This window comes from Paenibacillus sp. S-12, from assembly GCF_030363895.1.
Classification (GTDB): Bacteria; Bacillota; Bacilli; order Paenibacillales; family Paenibacillaceae; genus Paenibacillus_B; species Paenibacillus_B alvei.
On the sequence record NZ_JASIUF010000012.1, the window covers coordinates 250,413 to 269,858 of the forward strand.

16 protein-coding genes are annotated in these 19,446 nt (G+C 46.0%); 7 read left to right on the forward strand and 9 right to left on the reverse strand.

The window, feature by feature from the left end; genetic code table 11:
- The first annotated feature begins 62 nt into the window (after positions 1–62).
- Positions 63–296 (forward strand): hypothetical protein, encoded by a 234-nt coding sequence (locus NO352_RS12210; RefSeq protein WP_005547097.1) that lies wholly within the window; start codon positions 63–65, stop codon positions 294–296.
- A gap of 212 nt (positions 297–508) precedes the next feature.
- On the forward strand, positions 509–820 hold the full coding sequence (locus NO352_RS12215) for a helix-turn-helix domain-containing protein (protein ID WP_005547096.1): 312 nt from the start codon (positions 509–511) through the stop codon (positions 818–820).
- A gap of 15 nt (positions 821–835) precedes the next feature.
- On the opposite strand, the gene NO352_RS12220 is transcribed toward NO352_RS12215, so the two are convergent.
- The gene (locus tag NO352_RS12220) at positions 836–2,917 is read right to left on the reverse strand and encodes a sensor histidine kinase (RefSeq protein ID WP_005547095.1); all 2,082 of its coding nucleotides are present in this window, start codon (positions 2,915–2,917) and stop codon (positions 836–838) included.
- Positions 2,918–3,082: 165 nt separating this feature from the next.
- On the opposite strand from NO352_RS12220, the gene NO352_RS12225 reads away from it, so the two are divergent.
- The 4 genes from NO352_RS12225 (at position 3,083) to NO352_RS12240 (ending at position 7,086) form a co-directional block, all read left to right on the forward strand.
- Positions 3,083–3,784 (forward strand): response regulator transcription factor, encoded by a 702-nt coding sequence (locus NO352_RS12225; protein WP_163978823.1) that lies wholly within the window; start codon positions 3,083–3,085, stop codon positions 3,782–3,784.
- Between the two features lie 139 nt (positions 3,785–3,923).
- The gene (locus NO352_RS12230) at positions 3,924–4,787 is read left to right on the forward strand and encodes a class I SAM-dependent methyltransferase (protein WP_005547093.1); all 864 of its coding nucleotides are present in this window, start codon (positions 3,924–3,926) and stop codon (positions 4,785–4,787) included.
- Between the two features lie 6 nt (positions 4,788–4,793).
- Entirely contained in the window at positions 4,794–5,507 is a 714-nt protein-coding gene (locus NO352_RS12235; RefSeq protein ID WP_289355783.1) for an RluA family pseudouridine synthase, read from the forward strand.
- A 223-nt stretch (positions 5,508–5,730) separates the two neighbouring features.
- The gene (locus NO352_RS12240) at positions 5,731–7,086 is read left to right on the forward strand and encodes a CapA family protein (RefSeq protein ID WP_262866623.1); all 1,356 of its coding nucleotides are present in this window, start codon (positions 5,731–5,733) and stop codon (positions 7,084–7,086) included.
- On the opposite strand, the gene NO352_RS12245 is transcribed toward NO352_RS12240, so the two are convergent.
- The gene (locus NO352_RS12245; RefSeq protein WP_268599671.1) at positions 7,087–7,557 is read right to left on the reverse strand and encodes a MarR family winged helix-turn-helix transcriptional regulator; all 471 of its coding nucleotides are present in this window, start codon (positions 7,555–7,557) and stop codon (positions 7,087–7,089) included.
- 227 nt (positions 7,558–7,784) lie between these two features.
- On the opposite strand from NO352_RS12245, the gene NO352_RS12250 reads away from it, so the two are divergent.
- Entirely contained in the window at positions 7,785–7,952 is a 168-nt protein-coding gene (locus tag NO352_RS12250; RefSeq protein ID WP_005547088.1) for a hypothetical protein, read from the forward strand.
- Here the strand turns inward: NO352_RS12250 and gyrA are convergent.
- From gyrA to NO352_RS12285, 7 genes are all read right to left on the reverse strand, one after another.
- Positions 7,949–10,396 (reverse strand): DNA gyrase subunit A, encoded by a 2,448-nt coding sequence (gene gyrA / locus NO352_RS12255; protein ID WP_268621250.1) that lies wholly within the window; start codon positions 10,394–10,396, stop codon positions 7,949–7,951. The two genes, NO352_RS12250 and gyrA, sit on opposite strands and share 4 nt — an antisense overlap.
- A gap of 15 nt (positions 10,397–10,411) precedes the next feature.
- Positions 10,412–12,403, reverse strand: a complete 1,992-nt coding sequence (gene parE / locus NO352_RS12260; protein WP_262866622.1) for a DNA topoisomerase IV subunit B — start codon at positions 12,401–12,403, stop codon at positions 10,412–10,414.
- A gap of 306 nt (positions 12,404–12,709) precedes the next feature.
- Positions 12,710–13,699 (reverse strand): ABC transporter permease, encoded by a 990-nt coding sequence (locus tag NO352_RS12265; RefSeq protein ID WP_005547083.1) that lies wholly within the window; start codon positions 13,697–13,699, stop codon positions 12,710–12,712.
- Positions 13,692–14,657: an ABC transporter ATP-binding protein gene (locus NO352_RS12270; RefSeq protein ID WP_289355784.1), complete on the reverse strand. Its 966-nt coding sequence runs from the start codon at positions 14,655–14,657 to the stop codon at positions 13,692–13,694. The genes NO352_RS12265 and NO352_RS12270 overlap by 8 nt, the downstream gene beginning before the upstream one ends.
- A gap of 39 nt (positions 14,658–14,696) precedes the next feature.
- On the reverse strand, positions 14,697–15,518 hold the full coding sequence (locus tag NO352_RS12275) for a GDSL-type esterase/lipase family protein (RefSeq protein ID WP_289355785.1): 822 nt from the start codon (positions 15,516–15,518) through the stop codon (positions 14,697–14,699).
- A gap of 191 nt (positions 15,519–15,709) precedes the next feature.
- Positions 15,710–17,590 (reverse strand): ABC transporter ATP-binding protein, encoded by a 1,881-nt coding sequence (locus tag NO352_RS12280; protein ID WP_289355786.1) that lies wholly within the window; start codon positions 17,588–17,590, stop codon positions 15,710–15,712.
- On the reverse strand, positions 17,587–19,383 hold the full coding sequence (locus tag NO352_RS12285) for an ABC transporter ATP-binding protein (protein WP_005547074.1): 1,797 nt from the start codon (positions 19,381–19,383) through the stop codon (positions 17,587–17,589). The genes NO352_RS12280 and NO352_RS12285 overlap by 4 nt, the downstream gene beginning before the upstream one ends.
- Positions 19,384–19,446 lie beyond the last annotated feature (63 nt).

Genomic DNA, 19,446 nt, shown 5'->3' on the forward strand with positions numbered 1-19,446 from the left:
AATGTTCCTTTCGTATTATAAGATTAACGGAAATAGATCAATAGAAGGAGGTCCGTTGCCAGATGAAAACAGTTTATATTGAATTCCAACAACGAAAAATACCCGTGTTTTGCACAAATATGTCTCACAAAAATACATTCTCTTTACTCATGGATGCTCTCAATCGCAAAATGAATACAGGTAAGCGAGCGATTAAAACATGCCTTGAAACACTGATCAGTATTGAAATTATCGGATCAGAAGCAATTCTGCATTCAAGACGAGAAATGGACACCCTTGCTTTGTCCTTATATTAAACCGAATTAGCATCGTAGTTTCTTGACAGAATCGTTTTGATAGATATTGCAAAAGGCGTGATTCCTTTTTGGAATTACGCCTTTTGCAGTAATAGATGATATTCTAAAACAATCTTGACATGATACATTTTGTATCATACATTACATGTAAAACTACAAACCTATAAATTTGCGACCCCACTCTAGCATATTTTTCTCAAAGGAGACCTGCTATGACATTTGGAGAGCGCTTACGCAATTTACGAACCGTCCGAAATATGTCGCAAGAGCAAGTTGCCCGTCATATTGGATTGACTCGTTCGGCATATAGCCATTATGAAATTAACAATCGGCAACCCGTATATTCCACCTTACTGAAGTTGGCCGTCTTATTCGACGTATCTGTAGACTATCTTATCAATGATCATTCCTATATCGAATCACATGAGACAAATCAGCTTCTACAGCTATGGCACGGGCTAGATGCCGATTCAAGACAACAAACACTCCAGCTAATGCGGCAATCTATTTCTTCCAAGCGATAAAACGATGTGTCTGAGCTATTTCACTTGAGCGGGCAAAATGATATAAAATGTCGTTCCATGTCCTTGCACGCTCTCAACTCCAATTCTTCCTAAATGCAACTCAACAATTTCTTTAGCAATTGCCAGTCCAATCCCACTGCCGCCTGTCATCGAATTGCGCGACTTATCATTTTTATAAAATCGATCAAATAAATAAGGCAAGTCTTCTTCACCCACACCAATACCGGTATCGGTGATTTTAATTTGAACCGCTTGATCCTGCTTTACATAGTCAACCTCAATCGTTATGGAACCACCAATTGGCGTAAATTTGACTGCGTTATAGATAATATTGTCGAACACTTGCATCATGCGATCAATGTCAACTTCCAGCATAATGCTGACCGGGGGAGCATTGCGATACGTCAGGTTATAACATGCGAATAGCAGGCCTCTGCTTCGCAGCTCCAGCTCGTAATGCTCTTCCAAATGAGAAATAAAATGCTCCAGCAGTACCGACTCTATCGCTACAGGCACTCTCCTGGCCTCTAACTTAGACAGCTCAAACAAATCATCAATAAGATGATTCAAGCCATTAATTTTATTAAGCATAAGGCGAATATACTTTTTTTGCTGTTCTCTATCCTGAATTACCTCATCCTGCAGCGCCTCTAAATAGCCGCGGATTAAGGTCATCGGTGTTCGTAAATCATGTGAAATATTCGTAAATAAATGTCTACGCGAGGTTTCCATTCGTTCTAATTCAAAATTTTTCAACTCTAAATTCGCATTCATTTGTGTCAATGCAGCTGTACGTTCTTGTATCCTCTCCTCTAAATTCGCATTCAGTTCTCGCAGCTCGATAGTTACCGATTCAACGTCATACATCGCTTTTGAATACCTTAACGAGATCATAAGCGATTGCATAAATATGCAAAATACAAGCCCAATTGGAGCCAAGTCTCGAATAGGAGCAAGCGAATGATAATATAAAATATCATTAACGACCAATATATTAAGAACGGTGAATCCGATCAATGCAATATGCGCACCCAGCCGTTGATTATGAACCGCTTTTATATTCATTATGAATACGTAACAAGCCGCACCTATCACATAGAATTGATAGATAGAGAGTTTGGAGGTAAAAGAAAGTACTGGAAGGAGTATAATGGTGCCTATGAGTATTACTCCTGCTATATTCATTACAACATAGGTTTTATAACAAGCGTCCTCATAAAACAAATATCTCATATAACCGCATCCGGCCATCGTCGCCACGATCATTAGTACATATTCCAAACGAATAACGAAATACCATGATAAGCTTGGGAACCAAGTAAGTAGAATGGCATCTCCAGACGTTAATATCCGTCCCGCCATTGCAATGCATAGAACTGCAAATAGAAACGTGTACCAATCCTTGCGCCTTTCTATGAACAATCCAATATGATAAAGCCCCACCATTAACAAACAACCGAACAGCATACTGTCACGAACCAGTTCTAACCTGCTTTTACTAATGATTTTCTCCGATGAACCCAGATATATTGGCTGCCATATTCCGCCACGATGATGAGAGAAATTCGTAACTTCAATGGCAATATCAGCAGTGCTTCCAGGGATATTAATCATAACCATTCGTTGTTTTACGGAAGGAACAGCATATTCCACATACTCCGATACTTGTCCTTCGTGAATAATCGGCTTACCATTCACCCACATGCGATATGAACTATTTATACTTGGAAGCCACACACCCAGTAGGGTATCCTTTGCCTCTTTCTTAATTGTAAGATAATATGTTCCGGCTCCCGTACCTATATTAGGGATTCCCGGATTCGTTAACTGATTCCAAGAGGATGGCACCCTTACATCTGTCATCATAGGATTTGGTTCTATCGAACGCTCCGTAGGAAGCAAGCTCCCCCACATCATCTTCCATGTTCCATTAAGAGGCACAATCCCATCTTTTTCAAAGTTCCAATTTCGAAGGTCAATTACGCCATTTTCTGCAATCGGAGCACGCTTTGAATCAATAATAGAGCCGGCAACATGTAAAATAATGATTGTAACTATAATCATGGCCATCATAATATGAAATGATATTCGACGCATATTTTTTTGACGCCCTCCTCAACTCTTCCATTTTATAACACGTAAACTTTTTTGACGATAGAAGAATGTAAGGATTTGATCTATTCATGTCGTAATTAGGAATAGATTGCCATATCCTGACGATATTCGCTATAATAATAGGAGTGGCGGAGGTGATAACCTGCAGTGAGTGAAAGCAAAATATTAATCGTTGATGATGAGATAGAGATTACCGAACTCATATCGTTATATTTGCGTAGGGAAGGCTACCGCGTGTACGTCGCAGACAACGGATACAGTGCCCTGCAGATGATGAAGGAAATCGAACCGGACTTGATTATTTTAGACATTTTATTGAAGTCACTGGATGGTATTGAGGTATGTAAGGAAGTTCGCAAGACGTCAAATGTGCCCATTCTCTTCATTAGTTGCAAAAGTGACGATGTGGATATTATTTTAGGCCTGACCGTTGGTGGGGATGATTATATTACGAAGCCATTCAGCCCAAGTCAGCTTGTCGCAAGGGTCAAGGCTCATTTGCGCCGTAACTCCCTCTCTGCTCAAGCGCTACAGCGCTCAACACAGCACAAACTCTCCTTTGAAGAATTAGAGATGGATTTGCAAAGCCACACCGTAACTGTACAAGGTAAAGCTGTCGCATTATCTGCCAAAGAGTTCGACCTACTCGCTTATTTGGCTCAATCGCCGAATAAAGTATTTAAGTTAGAGCAGCTATATCAACATATTTGGAATACTGAGAGCTTCGGCGATACACGAACGCTTATGGTACATATTAGTAATTTGCGCAAAAAGATTGAGCCTGATCCTACACGTCCACGCTACATCGTGACTGTACGAGGCGTAGGCTATAAATTTCAAACTGAATAACCTATTTTGAACCCTACCCGCATGAATTTCTCTCATGCGGGTATTGCTTTCGTAAACTTTCTGGAAGCTTGAGCTTGTTTATAGTACAATAACGCTTAGTGTTAAGGAAGTTTGAACTGAAGAAAGGAAGTCACACTACATGTACATGGCTACTGATTGGAAAGACTATGAATTAATCGATACAGGCGGTGGGGAGAAACTCGAACGCTGGGGAGATGTAGTTCTCCGTCGCCCAGACCCACAGATTATCTGGCCCCTAGACCGCGAAACAGATGAATGGCGCAATGTTCATGGCCACTATCACCGCAGTTCTTCCGGCGGCGGACAATGGGATATGAAAAAGCCCATTCCAGATCGTTGGACCATTGAATATCAGAACCTCAAGTTCTACATTAAGCCCACAAACTTCAAGCATACAGGCTTGTTTCCAGAGCAAGCTGTGAATTGGAACTGGATGATGAACAAGATTAGGAATGCGAATCGTCCTGTCAAAGTACTTAACCTCTTCGCTTACACAGGCGGTGCGACATTGGCGTGCGCATCTGCTGGTGCAGAGGTATGCCATGTGGACGCTGCCAAAGGAATGGTACAGTGGGCCAAGGAGAACGCACAATTGTCTGATCTTCAATCTCACCCGATTCGCTACATTACGGACGACGTGTTCAAGTTCGTGCAAAGAGAGCAGCGCAGAGGCAACAAATATGATGCCATTATTATGGATCCCCCTTCCTATGGAAGAGGACCAGGCGGAGAGACTTGGAAGCTGGAACAAAGCTTGTATCCGTTCCTTGAGTTCTGTACGACAATCATGTCAGATAATCCGCTGTTCTTGCAAATCAATTCCTATACAACTGGACTGTCGCCAACTGTTCTCAGCAATATGCTGAACATGACAATGAAGAAGCGTTATGGCGGCAAGCTGTCCTGTGGTGAAGTAGGCATTCCAATTACGAAGTCAGGAATGGTGCTTCCTTGCGGCATATTAGGAAGATGGGAGGCATAACTATCTATGTTAGGCCAACCTGCTGCTCCGCAAATCGGCATCTTATACGAGGATAATCATATAATCGTTGTCGAGAAGCCTGTTAATATCCTCTCGCAAGCGGATGATACTCAGGATGCAGATATGGTCTCCTTATTGAAGCAAGATATAAAGGAACGCTATTCAAAGCCAGGCAATGTATATGTAGGACTTGTCCACCGACTGGATCGCCCTGTCGGTGGAGCTATGGTGTTCGCCAAGACTAGCAAGGCTGCATCTCGATTATCTGATGTTGTACGGACGCATAAGCTTGGCAAGGTATATATGGCAATCGTTCATGGTCGTCCCCCACAGAACAGCGATGCATTAACGCATCATTTGCTGAAGGATGTGCGTACGAACACAGTTCGCGCCGTTGCTCCGAATACCCCTGGAGCCAAAGAAGCGCGACTGTCTTATGAAGTAGCTGGTATGAGCGGAGATTTGACGCTTGTACGAATACAACTTCATACCGGACGGCCACATCAAATACGGGTTCAGATGAAGACAATCGGTTGTCCGTTGTACGGAGATCAAAAGTACGGCGCCGAATGCAATAAGCCTGGACAGCAGATCGCACTATGGTCTGTCCGGCTGTCGTTTCCTCATCCGACTGCGAAGGAAGTCATGGACTTCTATTCGAGACCGCCCGAGGAATATCCGTGGAACTTATGGGATCCGTCTATCTATGCATCCTGTTAATGTACAGGATCCCTGCCTATCCACCATGAAGTATTGTGATCATCTTACTGGCTAGTAATCAGTCATATCACACAGCATCCTGTTTGTACGATCGCATTGCGGAGGAACTTACTTGCATCTCTTCAATGCGATTGTACATAGGTGTACGCCAATAAGCTCAGGTAACGATTAAGCATATGTGCATATCGAACTGTTTTGAGCTTGAAAGGAGGGGAATATGGAGATGAGCAACAGACGTTATGTATCAATATGGATGCTGATAATCGTAGTTATTCTTTTACTCTCATCCACCGCTTGTGCAATTGATTCGCCATTGCGTTCAGCGGCTCAGGATCATTTCAATACAGAGCCTGCAACCAACGACAACCAACGGACCAAATCTCCGAAATCGAATAATTCGATGCCTAATAGCAGCTCTCATTCAACATCTGCTACCGATCATTCCATCTCTACAGCCGACATCCCGGCAAGCACCACCGTTCCAAGCAATGAAAAAATAAAGCCATATACCCTATCCAGCAAACTTCTTGCTGTAGGAGATATTATGATGCACTCTCCTCAATTCCCTGCTTATCTGAATAAGAAGACAGGCACCTACAATTTTAACAACTATTTCACAAAGGTTAAGCCTATTCTCGAGGATGCAGATTGGTGTTGGGCAAATCTAGAGACTCCATTGCTTGGCGGAGAGAAGGTATACACTGGGTATCCGATGTTCAATGCCCCCCCAGAACTAGCAGATGCACTGAAGTACGCCGGCTTCAATATCGTTACGACTGCAAACAATCATTCCATGGATCGATACGAAGCTGGAGCATTGCGCACAAGAGAAGTGCTGAAGAAAAAAGGATTGGTGACGAAGGGCATCTCAGCTTCATTATGGGAGTCCAATCAACCAACCTTATTTGAGAAAAACGGAATACAATTAGGGATTCTCGCTTATACGTACGGTACAAACGGAATTCCACTTCCGAAGCAAAAACCGTATCTCGTATCTCTCATTGATGAGAAGCGTATGATTCAGGATATTCAAAAAACGAAAAAGGCTGGTGCAGATGTTGTAGCGATTGCATTGCACTTCGGTACAGAATATGAGCATACACCGAATCAAGATCAGATCCGACTAGCGCACACTCTTATCCAGTCTGGAGCAGATATTATATTAGGCTCTCATCCACATGTCATCCAGCCATATGAGCGTATTACTGTAAGAGAGCCCGACGGCTCCAAGCGTGATGGGCTAATTATCTATTCTATGGGGAACTTTATATCCAATCAGACAGGCAATGGCACGAATATAGGAGTAATCTTCGGTGTGGAAATTAACAAACACATGCCTGAAGGTACAATCGAGCTAAAAAAAATAACAACAATTCCAACATGGGTGCATATTGACGGTGCTCGCGACAAGCGCAAATATCGCGTACTCCCATTGGAGCAAACAATTAAAGCCCGTTCTGACAAACGGTTAAGCACAAAGCAGTATCAGGCTATGAAAAAGATGCTCAACAGCACATACAGCCATCTGGCATCAAGAGCGGCTGTTCCCGTTATTCTCCCTGCCCCAGTCTCACCTTAGCTATTGCCCAGCACGAACAGGCTCTGACGCTGCAGCCGTCTCTTTCTCAACAACAGACGGTTGCGGCGATTGAGTCAGCTTGCCAAGCAAGAGAATAAGTAGCTGCTGATTGTGTGTAGAGATACGATGCAAGATGCCATTCCAATAATTCTCGCGAATCGTTACTCCGCGGCGCATTTCCTGCATGCCGAATTCTGTAGCTTGGATCCACACGATTCGACGATCATCCTGATCCCGCTCGCGAATAATTAGTGCATTCTTCTCCATGCGATCCATCAATGTTGTAATTGCGGCCGGGGTCGTAGCTAGATGAGGCAATAAATCAGAGGGCTTGACCTTTCCATATTCCGCAATTCGCTCCAACACGGTTAACTGACTCTCTGTCAGACTTGGCGAAAGGGCTTCGTCCATCATCAACTTATAATCCTTGGATAATTTCGACCATAGCTTGGCAAATTCGGCTGCATGCATGCAAGCGACTCCCCCTTTATTCCCATGTCGATCTACAAACAACTAAATTATACCACATTTTTCTAGTCGGGATCATCCCTCTTCTGAATGTAGTTTCATCCCAAACTCATATCGCTTCTTGTTACGATTTGGAACCGTGCAATCATTTCCCACATATAATAACATATAGGCATTTGCCATACATTCTCTAACATTTACATTGCTTCATACTGCGAGGAGGGAACACAATGGATCAGGCCAAAGCCGACATTTTTCAAAAAGCAGTGAAAATCGGGATCATAAAAGACCCACAGTGGGCAGAGCGGCTCGATGAGCCCGTCCCATTGTGGGTCCTATTAGAAATTGTCATTACCCTGCACGATGTGCTGAATCCACCGCACAAGCCCTTCGATTAAGAAGATGGCGGTATAATGACTGTAGTATTTACAATTGTATCTTCCTTATCTAAGGTAACCAAGCTTCGTCCTTGTGCCCTTTTGTCCATCAGCGGTGCATGCTCGGTAATAAGCTGGTGCAAGTGTCCCTGTTCGGTAATGATCGTTATCGGATACGCCTCTTTGCTGAAGTAAGCGCCGATTAGCTTCTTCCCATTCGGTTTCACTCGCTTCCCTTCCTTGAACTCGAATGTTGCCATTCCTTTGCCGCCCCGGCCTTGTGTTGGATAATCAAGCAGCAAGGAGCGCTTGCCCCATCCGATATCCGTAAGAACGGTTATTTCTCCTTCTTCGCCCGTAACCTGTAGAGCAGCTGTGATGGCATCGTCATCCTTTAACTGCATTCCACGAACACCACCAGCCGCTCGTCCCATCGGGTTTACTTCTGCTCCTGCAAATCGGATTGCCATTCCCTGTTCTGTCACGAGAAGGAGGTCTGCTGAACCATCACTAAGCATGACGGCCAATAACTCATCTTGATCTGCTACCTTGCACGCGGCGACTGCCCCTGTACGATTTGTTTCGTATTCCTTAAGCATCGTACGCTTCACTTGACCGCGACGCGTCACGAACAAGAGCGAGCTCTGCTCGTCCGCGAATGACTTGACAGGAATGGCAGCTACGATGGAATCTTCCTTCGCAATCGGAATAACATTAACAATGGCTGTACCATTGTCTTTCCATTTGAACTCTGGAATCATATGGACAGGCAAGGAGAAATATTGCCCCCGCTGCGTAAAGATAAGCAGGCGATCCAAAGTGTTCACTTCATTGATTTGACGGATGTAGTCACCTTCTTTGACACCAGATGCTTCCCATTCCCCGCCAGAACGCGTGAAGGATAGCTGACTCGTTCGCTTGATGTATCCTTCATTGGACAGGCTGACGAGAACATCCTCAGCATTGACGATTACTTCAAGGTTAACCTTGATTTCTTCGACTTCTCCCTGCACGACTGAACGCCGATCGATTCCATATCGATCGCGAATGTCCGTCAATTCCTTCTTAATTACCTTCATCAGTTTCTTGCTGCTCTCCAGAATCGAGCGAAGATCGGCAACCTTCTTACGAATGTCATCCAATTCCTTCATCAATGAAGTCAATTCCAGATTCGTTAAGCGATAAAGCTGCAATGTCAAGATCGCATCGGCTTGCCGTTCAGAGAAACCAAATTGTTCAATCAAGTTGTGCTGCGCATCCTGACGATTTTTCGAAGCTTTGATTGTTGCGATCACCGCATCCAAGATATCAAGTGCCTTGACCAAGCCCTCCAACACATGTGCCCGGTCTTCTGCCTTCGCCAAGTCGTATTGGGTACGATTCGTGACAACTTCCTTCTGGTGTTCAATGTAGGCTTGAAGCATTGGCAAAATGCCCATTTGCATCGGAGCCTTGTTCACGATCGCTACCATGTTGAAGTTATAGGTCACTTGCAAGTCCGTCTTCTTAAACAAATAGTTCAAAATCCCGCTCGCATCCGCATCCTTTTTCAGTTCAACGACAATGCGCATCCCTTCGCGTCCACTTTCATCGCGAACCTCTGCAATGCCGTCTACCTTCTTCTCCAGCCGGATGTTCTCCATTGCAGTAACAAGGCGCGACTTCACAACCTGATACGGGATTTCAGTGACGACGATCTGCTGACGACCTCCGCGCACTTCCTCAATATCCGTCTTCGCGCGAATGTAAATGCGCCCCTTACCCGAACGATATGCATCACGAATGCCTTCCGCCCCCATGATGATTCCACCTGTAGGGAAGTCTGGCCCCTGTACAATGTTAATAATCTCATCCAAATCAATCTCGGGTTTGTCGATCATGGCGATGCATGCCTCAATCACTTCCCGCAAATTGTGTGTCGGAATTTCCGTTGCAAAACCGGACGAAATCCCACTAACGCCATTTACGAGCAAGTTTGGGAAGCGTGATGGCAATACGACAGGCTCTTCTTCCGTATTATCAAAGTTCGGACGGAACGGAACGGTATCCTTCTCAATATCCCGAAGTAGCTCCATCGCAATGGAAGACAATCTTGCTTCCGTATAACGCATTGCGGCTGCCGGGTCATCATCAATTGACCCCCAGTTGCCGTGACCGTCAATCAAGACATGCCCCATCTTCCATGGCTGCGCCATACGCACCATACCGTCATATATCGAAGAATCCCCGTGCGGGTGATAATTACCCATGACGTCCCCGACCGTTTTGGCCGACTTGCGATATGGCTTGTCCGGTGTATTGCCAGATTCATACATCGCATACAAGATGCGTCGCTGAACCGGCTTGAGACCGTCCCTAACGTCGGGTATCGCGCGATCTTGAATGATATATTTGGAATAGCGCCCGAATCGGTCGCCAACCACGTCTTCCAAGAACGCGGGTTTGAATTGTTCCGATACGCTCATGTGTCTCTCACCTTTCTATTCCTCGAACTCCGCAAAGTCAACGTTCTCTACGATCCAGCGCTTGCGCGGCTCCACCTTGTCGCCCATCAATGTCGTCACGCGGCGCTCTGCCTTGGCGGCGTCATCGATCTGCACCTGCAGCAATGTTCTCGTTTCCGGATCCATCGTCGTTTCCCACAATTGATCGGGATTCATCTCGCCAAGACCTTTATAACGTTGAATCTCAGCGCTTTGTCCGAACTGCTTCACGTAGCTGGCAAGCTGCTCGTCTGTCCAAGCATAGCGAACCGTCAAGTGCTTGCCCTTCTTATGCGATATCTTATATAGCGGAGGCTGTGCAATATATACCTTGCCCTTATCAATAAGCTGCCGCATATATCGATAGAAGAAAGTGAGCAGCAGCACTTGAATATGCGCACCGTCTGTGTCAGCATCTGTCATAATAATGATCTTCGCGTAATTGCTCTCATCAGCATCGAAATCGGAGCCTACCCCTGCTCCGATCGCATGGATGATCGTTCGATATTCATCATTTTTCAGAATATCAGCGAGCTTCGCCTTTTCCGGGTTCATTGGCTTCCCCTTCAGCGGCAAGATCGCCTGCGTCTTGGAATCGCGTCCCTGCTTCGCAGAGCCACCCGCCGAGTCCCCTTCGACAATAAAGAGCTCGTTGCGCGTATAATCCTTCGACTGCGCCGGTGTCAGCTTGCCGTTCAGGTTCGAGCTTTCACTGCGCTTCTTGCCTGACCGAACATCTTCTCTTGCCTTGCGTGCCGCCTCACGCGCCTTGGATGCCTGAATCGCCTTCTTGACAAGCATCTGCGCAATTTGCGGGTTCTCCTCTAAAAAAATGCTCATATGCTCGGATACGATGGTATCCACAGCGCCCCTTGCCATCGCACTCCCGAGCTGATCTTTCGTTTGGCCGACAAATTCCACATCGGACATTTTCACGTTAATGACTGACATCATACCTTCACGGAGATCGTTCCCGTCCAGGTTTTTATCTTTTTCCTTCAATAAGCTGTTCTTGCGCGCATATTCATTCATCACACGCGTGTAGGCTGTCTTGAAGCCTGTCTCGTGCGTACCGCCGCCACGAGTTGGGATCGAGTTGACGAACGATACGATTGTTTCCGTATACCCATCGTTATATTGAAGCGCAATCTCGACTTCAATATCATCCTTCTCAGCCGTGAAATGAATGACTTCATGCAGCACACTTTTGTCTTCATTCAAAAATCGTACAAATTCGCTTGCTCCGCCTTCATATAGGAAAGTTTCTTCCTTTCCTGTCCGCTCATCCTTCAATGTGACCCGTAAGCCAGAGTTCAAAAATGCAATCTCCTGCAATCGCTCAGCAAGATTGTCATAATTCAAATGAATATTGCCATGGAATACCTTCGCATCTGGCTTAAACGTTACCTTTGTACCCGTGCGATTCGTATTACCGACAATCTCCAGCCCCGTTACCGGTTCGCCGACATGCTCTTTGCCTTTCTTATCCGTCCATGTTTCAAAGCGCATGCGATGTATTTTGCCATCGCGGCAAATTTCAACCTCAAGCCATTCCGATAACGCATTCGTGACTGAAGCGCCAACGCCGTGCAGACCCCCAGATTTCTTATAGCCTGCGCCACCGAACTTACCGCCCGCATGCAAGATCGTATAAACGACCTGCGGAGTCGGTACCCCTGTCTTATGCATACCCGTCGGAATTCCTCGTCCATTGTCTCGAACGGTGACCGACTGATCCTTGTGAATTGTCACATCAATCTGAGAGCAAAATTTGGCGAGATGCTCGTCGACAGCGTTGTCTACGATTTCCCATACCAGATGATGCAGCCCCGAGGAGCTTGTACTGCCAATATACATCCCTGGCCGTTTGCGTACCGCGACAAGCCCTTCGAGCACTTGAATGTCGTCAGCCCCATACTCAGAATTGCGGTTGCCAGATGCCCCCCCATTCTCAGGCGACTGTCCGAACATATCGACTTGCTCGACCATTCATGCTCCTCCTTCAAATTACATGTAGTGCATAATCAATAATCATGCGTGTTTCCTAAACAATACGTGTTCAAAAAGACCAGTTTTCAGCATCAGTAAGGTTGCAAGCGAATGCAAAATTAGCTGCTGAACATTTTCACGAGTTACTTCCCGTTATGCTTTATGATCAAAAGCGGCTTTTTGAAACTATCTTTTTAGCGTTCCAACCTTCGTTGGCAAAAGAAAATCTGCCGCTGCCGGACGAAGGAGCAGAAATCCCCATTACTTATATCGTCCGGATGCAAACAGATGTTTCGCATTCTTATTTTAATTCAAGATGTCCTGTTTCGTAAAGACACGGAATGCAATGAATAGGGAAATCATGCCCCATATACTTAATACCGCAAGAGAGAACGGCAAGCTCATGCCTTCTACAGGAGCCGGTGTACCCGCCATATAGTCCGTCAATTTTAAGTTAATCATGAACAGGTATTTGGCAGTCGGCCAAGATGAGGCCATATTATACAAGATGGTACCTGCAATCAGTGTTGCCATCAGCGTTACAATGCTTGCTGCTGTGCTCCGGACGAGCACAGATATCATAAACCCGAGCGCTGCGACAACAATGCTGGAGAACCAGATCAGACCGCATTGCATAAGCAAGTACAGCCATGAGGGAAGCGTATGTACGGCATTGAAGTCCACATTAGTGCCCGACAGCGAGAATCCGGTAAATATCGGGAAAGTCCATCCCCCATAACCGAACACAGCTCCGGAAATAAGATACGCGAGCAGCGCTGTCATGACAACAATGATGCCGGTAAACATCATGAGAACAACCCATTTGCTCATGAGCACCTTCCATCTGCGTACCGGCCTGGTCAGCAGCATCTTAATCGTCCCGGTCGAACGTTCCGAAGATACGATATCTGAGGCGATCGCCATGACAAGCAGCGGGATGAACAGCGTCACCGCATTATCCATAAAGGTACGGGTAAATGTCACTCCGTTCGGCTCACTTGGATTCACGTCATGATCCAAATAATATTGCAGCTGCTGCAGCATGATGAGCCGATACTTCTTCCACTCTTCTGGTATACGATCGCTGCCCAGCGAATTTTGAATATCTGTAATTCGCTGTTGAAGCTCTAGGCGCCAGTCCTCCTTGAATTTCGCCCGGCTGCTTTCCGCCATCTTCATTTGTGCATAAGTGAAGACGGGGATTAACACGATCAATATGAGCATGATGACATAAAATCGCTTTTTCTTCAATACTTTTAATGTTTCGTTTTGGATAAGCGGCAGCAAGCTACTCAATGCGTTCACCCTCCGTTATTTCTAAAAATAACTGCTCCAGGGTAGGCATAATGCGCTGAATTCCCTCTATTTCGATGCCGGCCTGCAGCATCTTTCGATTCAATTCTGGTATATAGTCAGAAGGAGTTTCGGTAACGATCGCATAGTCCGGAAGTCCTATCAGGGCCGACTCATCAATTGGCGCATTCTCTCGTGTGTATACCGTAACTCCATTGTTCTCGGTTAACAATTCCACAGCCCGCTCCACGGGTTGTGCCTGCCAAACCACGAACTGATTGCGTCCCGTAAGCAGTTGCTCTACATCGTCAACAGCAAGCACTTCTCCATTGCTGATAATAGCTACACGATCGCACATCAGTTGAATTTCACTGAGCAAGTGACTCGATACGAACACAGCCATGCCGCTATCGGCCAGCATACGAATGAATGCACGCAGTTCTTTAATGCCAAGCGGATCTAATCCATTCGTAGGCTCATCCAAAATGAGCAGCTTCGGCTCGGCCAGCAGCGCTTGTGCGATTCCAAGACGCTGCCGCATCCCTAGCGAGTATGTTTTCACCTTGTCATGAATCCGATTGGACAAACCGACAATTTCAACAACTTCTTGGATACGTTCCGATCCAACTCCATTCACCATCCGGGCGAAATGTTCTAAATTTTCCCACCCTGTCAGAAAGTTATACATTTCCGGATTCTCCACGATGCAGCCAACATGCCGCAGCGCCTGCTCCGGATTGCGATTGACGTCAAGTCCGCATACGGTAATTCGGCCTGAAGTTGGCGTAATTAAGTCAACCAGCATACGAATGGTCGTCGTTTTGCCAGAGCCATTCGGCCCAAGGAAACCGAAGATCTCTCCTGCACGAACCTCGAAGGTTACATCTTTTATGATCAGCTTTGCGCCTATTTTCTTTTTTACATGCTCAACTGATAATACTACTTCCTTCGCATGCTCCATCACTGAGCCACCTCCCGGCCGATATCATATGTCCATCTATTATTTGATGCTTTGCACAATCCGCTTAGCAATAGCATCGTATCCTTCTCCATTCGGATGAAAATGATCAGACGATAAATACTTGCTGCTGTTCTGCTGGAACAGATCGTAGGTCGGTACCATCATCATATTCTTGTCCTTATTGATCAGCGTATAAGCTGAATCGTTCCACTTCTGCACGACGGCATTGCCGATTTCACGCATCGCCTGTAAATCTGCAAACGGATTATACAATCCTACATAGATGATTAGCGCATCCGGGTTCCACTTACGCAGCTGAGCCAGCACCTGTTTCAAATGAACAATTCCCGCATCCGCCTTAGCGATGAGCGTATCCAACTGCATTTCCTTGGCGCTCATCTGTTCTGCTTGAGCTCCTTGGAATAAGTCATTGCCGCCGATCGTCAACAGAATGACATTCGCTTGTTTCAATACATAACCCGCACTATCTTTCTCCAAACGCTCCATAAGCTGATCTGCACGAAGCCCATTCACTGCCAGATTGTTCAAAAGCGAAACCGGTTTCTCCTTGCTCTTCTCAAGCGTACTCACCACGCGACGAACATAGCCCTGTCCCGTACCATCGCCAGTGCCTCTTGTCAAAGAATCGCCAAGAGCAGCGATCCGTATCTCCTGCTCTGTGTGAGTGGCGGTATCTGTTGTCGGTGAAGTCTTCACCCCAGGCGCATCCGCAAACGGAACAGAAGCAGGATATATAATATCCGCAATTCCGAGTCCGAAGCCAACGAGCAATAGCAGCGTGCATCCCACGCCGCATGAAGCAATCCATAACCATTGCCGCGATACCGATTTACGACTCATCCTAGTCCTCCTGTCTCAATCCCTGAACTCCGTTCTCCCTTTACATTACCTGTTCATGTTCCTATTTGCAAACTGCAGGGGGTACAGCAAAGCTAACACTCAAAATCAAAAAGGGACAACCGATCGATATCGGCCGCCCCTCTAATTCTGAAAGCAACTCCCTGCACCACAAACCGCCGTACAAGAAATGCCTACATATATTTATACTGCGCTGCTACTAGATTGTAATAGGTACCCCGCATATCCATCAGTTGTTCATGCGTACCCTGTTCCTGAATAACGCCATGATCAAGCACGACGATATTGTCGCAATTGCGAATGGTCGACAATCTGTGTGCGATAATGAAGGATGTTCTGCCCTGCAGCAATGTTTTCAGCGCTTCTTGTATTTTTAGCTCCGTCTCCGTATCGATACTTGCCGTTGCTTCATCGAGAATGAGAATTCTCGGATCTGCAAGCAGCGCACGCGCGAACGAGATTAGCTGACGCTGACCCATAGAGAGGACGTTCCCTCTTTCCTCAACCTCAGTATCATAACCGTCCTTCGTATTCACGATGAAATCATGCGCATATACCGCTCTCGCTGCAGCTTCTACTTCTGCATCCGTTGCATCGAGACGGCCAAAACGAATATTGTCTCTTATTGTGCCAGAGAAGATGAACGTATCCTGTAGCACGATGCCAATTTGGGAACGAAGACTTTCAATCGTCACCTGCCTAATATCATGTCCGTCGATCAAGACATGGCCTTCTGTCGTATCGTAGAAGCGGCACAATAGATTAATAATGGTACTCTTTCCTGATCCGGTATGTCCGACAAGCGCGATAGACTCGCCTGCCTTAGCAGATAGCGAGATTCCTTTCAATGCAGGACGTCCCTTTTCATATTCGAACAAAATCTTCTCAAACTCCACATCGCCATGAATCGGCGGGAGTGCCTTTGATGATACTGCATCCTGAATGGAAGGCTGTTCATCCATAAATTCAAAGATACGTTCTGACGAGGCCATGGCAATCAACATTTGTGAATACATTTGCCCTAAGCGGTTAATAGGCTCCCAGAAGTTCCCTATGTATTGCGCAAAAGCAAATAGTACCCCGACGGTTATCGCATGACTCTGTATTAAGTAAGACCCATACATGAAAAGAATAAATGCACCCACTGCGCTAGTTATCTCGATCACAGGCCCAAACGATTGGTTCATGGCAGAAGCGCGATCCCAGGATTTCTTGTTCACCATATTCATATGATCAAAGAATTCCATATTCTGTTGTTCTTGTGTATACGCTTGCGTTACGCGAACACCTTGAATGGCTTCATTCAAGTGTGAGTTAATCCGAGATTGCTTCATACGAACATCCTGCCAAGCAAATCGAATCTTCTTACGAAGCTTTGTAGACACTAAGAACATAATAGGCACGGTTATCATAACAGCCAATGCAAGCTGTACATTTAAAAACAATAGAATAATAATGATACCTATCAGTTGCATGCAATCAATTAATGTATTGACTGCTCCGTTCGTGAACAATTCCTGTAAGGAATTGACATCATTCGTTACGCGCACGAGCACAGAGCCAGCTGGACGCTTGTCATAAAACTGGAACGACAGCTTCTGGATATGCTTGAACAAATCTGCACGCAAATCATAAATAATACGTTGGCCGATCACATTCATAAATTTGATCCGGAACGCATTGGCCCCCCATTGAACAATGTAGAGTCCAAGTACCGTTCCCGCGATGATATACAACATTCGAAGCGACGGATTCCCATCTGTCGGCTGTATTGCATGGTCAATAGCATAACTAATTAGAAATGGGATCGCGAGCTTCGTTATCGTACCCAGTACCATCATGACGAGCAGTACTGGGAGCAACTGGCGCTTATATGGCTTCATATAGACGAGCAGGCGGCGCATTTGGGCCCAGTTGAAGGGCTTTTCAATTGCATCATCATCTTGATAAACGAATCTGGAGCGCTTGCGCTCGACATTTTCAGAAGCAGCGCTGTCGTGTTCATTTGCTCGCCCCGGTGCCGAGGATGCTGCTGTAAATCGAGCCTCACTCATACTCTCACCTGCTCTCTGCTCATCGTTGAATCTTTCGTTGAATTTCCTGTCAAATCTGAATCAAGTTTATCTGCATATTGAATCCGATACACATCTTGATACGTGCCAGGCACTACGATCAACTGTTCATGGGTACCTCGTTGTGCAATATGTCCTTGTTCCAGTACTAGAATCTCATCAGCATGTCGCAGCGACGAGATGCGGTGAGCGATAATGAACACGGTACGACCACGCATAACCTCTTGGAAGCCCGCTTGAATCGCATGCTCTGTATCCATGTCAACCGCGCTTGTCGCATCATCCAAAATTAGAATCTTTGGATCTTTCAGCAAGGCACGAGCAATTGCAATGCGCTGTTTCTGGCCGCCAGATAACCCCATACCGCGTTCGCCTACGATTGTGTCGTAGCCGAGTGGAAGCTCCATGATGAAGTCATGAGCTTGAGCAAGCTTCGCAGCACGGATCACTTCCTCTTCCGTAACATCATCCCGTCCGTAGGCAATATTGTTATAGATTGAAGACGAAAATAAGAACGTCTCTTGGAATACGGTAGCCATTTGGCTCCGGAGGCTCTTCACATCAAGATCTCGAATATCGTGTCCATCCAATGTGATGCTTCCTGATTTCACGTCATATGCGCGCATGAGCAGCTGGATAATGGTCGTTTTCCCTGCCCCTGTTCCGCCTAGAAGGCCTATCACTTTACCTGGCGTCGCATCAAGCGAGATGTGGCTAAGAGCGTTTACATCTCCTTCGTAACGGAAGGATACATCTTTGAATTGAACATGCCCTTTTACTTCATCATCCTTGAGCACCATCGCACGCTCATTGTTCGCAACGTCAACGGGTGTATCAAGAAGTTCAAGCACACGCTCTCCAGATGCCTTAGATTGGGTGTAGTTATTGATATGGAAGCCGATCCCCCACATCGGACCGATAATGTACCAAATCATACTGAAGAATGCAACCAATTCGCCAAGAGACAGCTCCTTGTTGATAACCTTCGTACCGCCAACTGCCAGCAGCATAGCGACACAGCAGCAAGCAAGAAGCTCCATGATCGGGAAATAACGTCCCCATAATGTAGCAGCATGAATTTGATTTTCTTTATATGCTTCGGAACGAACAGAGAATTTGTCTACTTCATGGCTTTCACGCGCGAAAGATTTGACCGTACGTACACCTGTAATGTTCTCCTGAACCGCCGTTGTCAGCCGGCTAAAGGCAACGCGCATTTCACGGAAAGCCGGATGAATCTTCGACTCGAAGCGAAGTGCTACCAGAATAAGCAACGGGATTGGGATAAGCGTAGTTAGCGTTAACTTCCAGTCAATAGAGAACATCATTGCTGCGCCAAAGATCACCATCAGCACCATGTTCAAAATTTGGGCGAACCCGAAGCCAATAAAGTTGCGAATTCCTTCGAGATCTGCTGTCAAACGAGACATCAAGTCCCCTGTTCTTGCCTTGTCATAATACCGGAATGAGAGAAATTGCAGCTTGCGATAGCATGCATTCCTCATCTCGTAGGCAACGTAGTTGCCTAGTCTTCCGCCAAAAAAGCCGTGTAAAAATGTGAGGGTGCCTTTAATGCTGACAACGACGACCACCGTCAATGCCAGCCAAGGCACCCAATCGAATCGTTCTTTTGCTATGACGTCGTCAATCAATATGCGCAGCAGATTGGGATACACCAGTCCGAGCGCGGTTGCCGCCATCAAGCAAATGATAGATGCGATTAAGTAGCCTTTTTTCGGCCAGTAATACGTGCTTAGCCGCTTGAAGACGTTCATGGATTCTCCTCCCCTTTTCTACGTTCTCGTGAGATGTAATGCAGTTTATCATCATGAAAACAC

Bases quoted from the DNA above. Each gene is read 5' to 3' on its own strand.
- NO352_RS12235 (WP_289355783.1), top strand. From the start codon at position 4,794: ATGTTAGGCCAACCTGCTGCTCCGCAAATCGGCATCTTATACGAGGAT.
- NO352_RS12240 (WP_262866623.1), top strand. From the start codon at position 5,731: ATGAGCAACAGACGTTATGTATCAATATGGATGCTGATAATCGTAGTT.
- parE (WP_262866622.1), bottom strand. From the start codon at position 12,403: ATGGTCGAGCAAGTCGATATGTTCGGACAGTCGCCTGAGAATGGGGGG.
- NO352_RS12280 (WP_289355786.1), bottom strand. From the start codon at position 17,590: ATGAGTGAGGCTCGATTTACAGCAGCATCCTCGGCACCGGGGCGAGCA.
- NO352_RS12210 (WP_005547097.1), top strand. From the start codon at position 63: ATGAAAACAGTTTATATTGAATTCCAACAACGAAAAATACCCGTGTTT.
- NO352_RS12270 (WP_289355784.1), bottom strand. From the start codon at position 14,657: ATGGAGCATGCGAAGGAAGTAGTATTATCAGTTGAGCATGTAAAAAAG.
- NO352_RS12220 (WP_005547095.1), bottom strand. From the start codon at position 2,917: ATGCGTCGAATATCATTTCATATTATGATGGCCATGATTATAGTTACA.
- NO352_RS12250 (WP_005547088.1), top strand. From the start codon at position 7,785: ATGGATCAGGCCAAAGCCGACATTTTTCAAAAAGCAGTGAAAATCGGG.
- NO352_RS12245 (WP_268599671.1), bottom strand. From the start codon at position 7,557: ATGCATGCAGCCGAATTTGCCAAGCTATGGTCGAAATTATCCAAGGAT.
- NO352_RS12285 (WP_005547074.1), bottom strand. From the start codon at position 19,383: ATGAACGTCTTCAAGCGGCTAAGCACGTATTACTGGCCGAAAAAAGGC.
- NO352_RS12230 (WP_005547093.1), top strand. From the start codon at position 3,924: ATGTACATGGCTACTGATTGGAAAGACTATGAATTAATCGATACAGGC.
- NO352_RS12275 (WP_289355785.1), bottom strand. From the start codon at position 15,518: ATGAGTCGTAAATCGGTATCGCGGCAATGGTTATGGATTGCTTCATGC.
- gyrA (WP_268621250.1), bottom strand. From the start codon at position 10,396: ATGAGCGTATCGGAACAATTCAAACCCGCGTTCTTGGAAGACGTGGTT.
- NO352_RS12215 (WP_005547096.1), top strand. From the start codon at position 509: ATGACATTTGGAGAGCGCTTACGCAATTTACGAACCGTCCGAAATATG.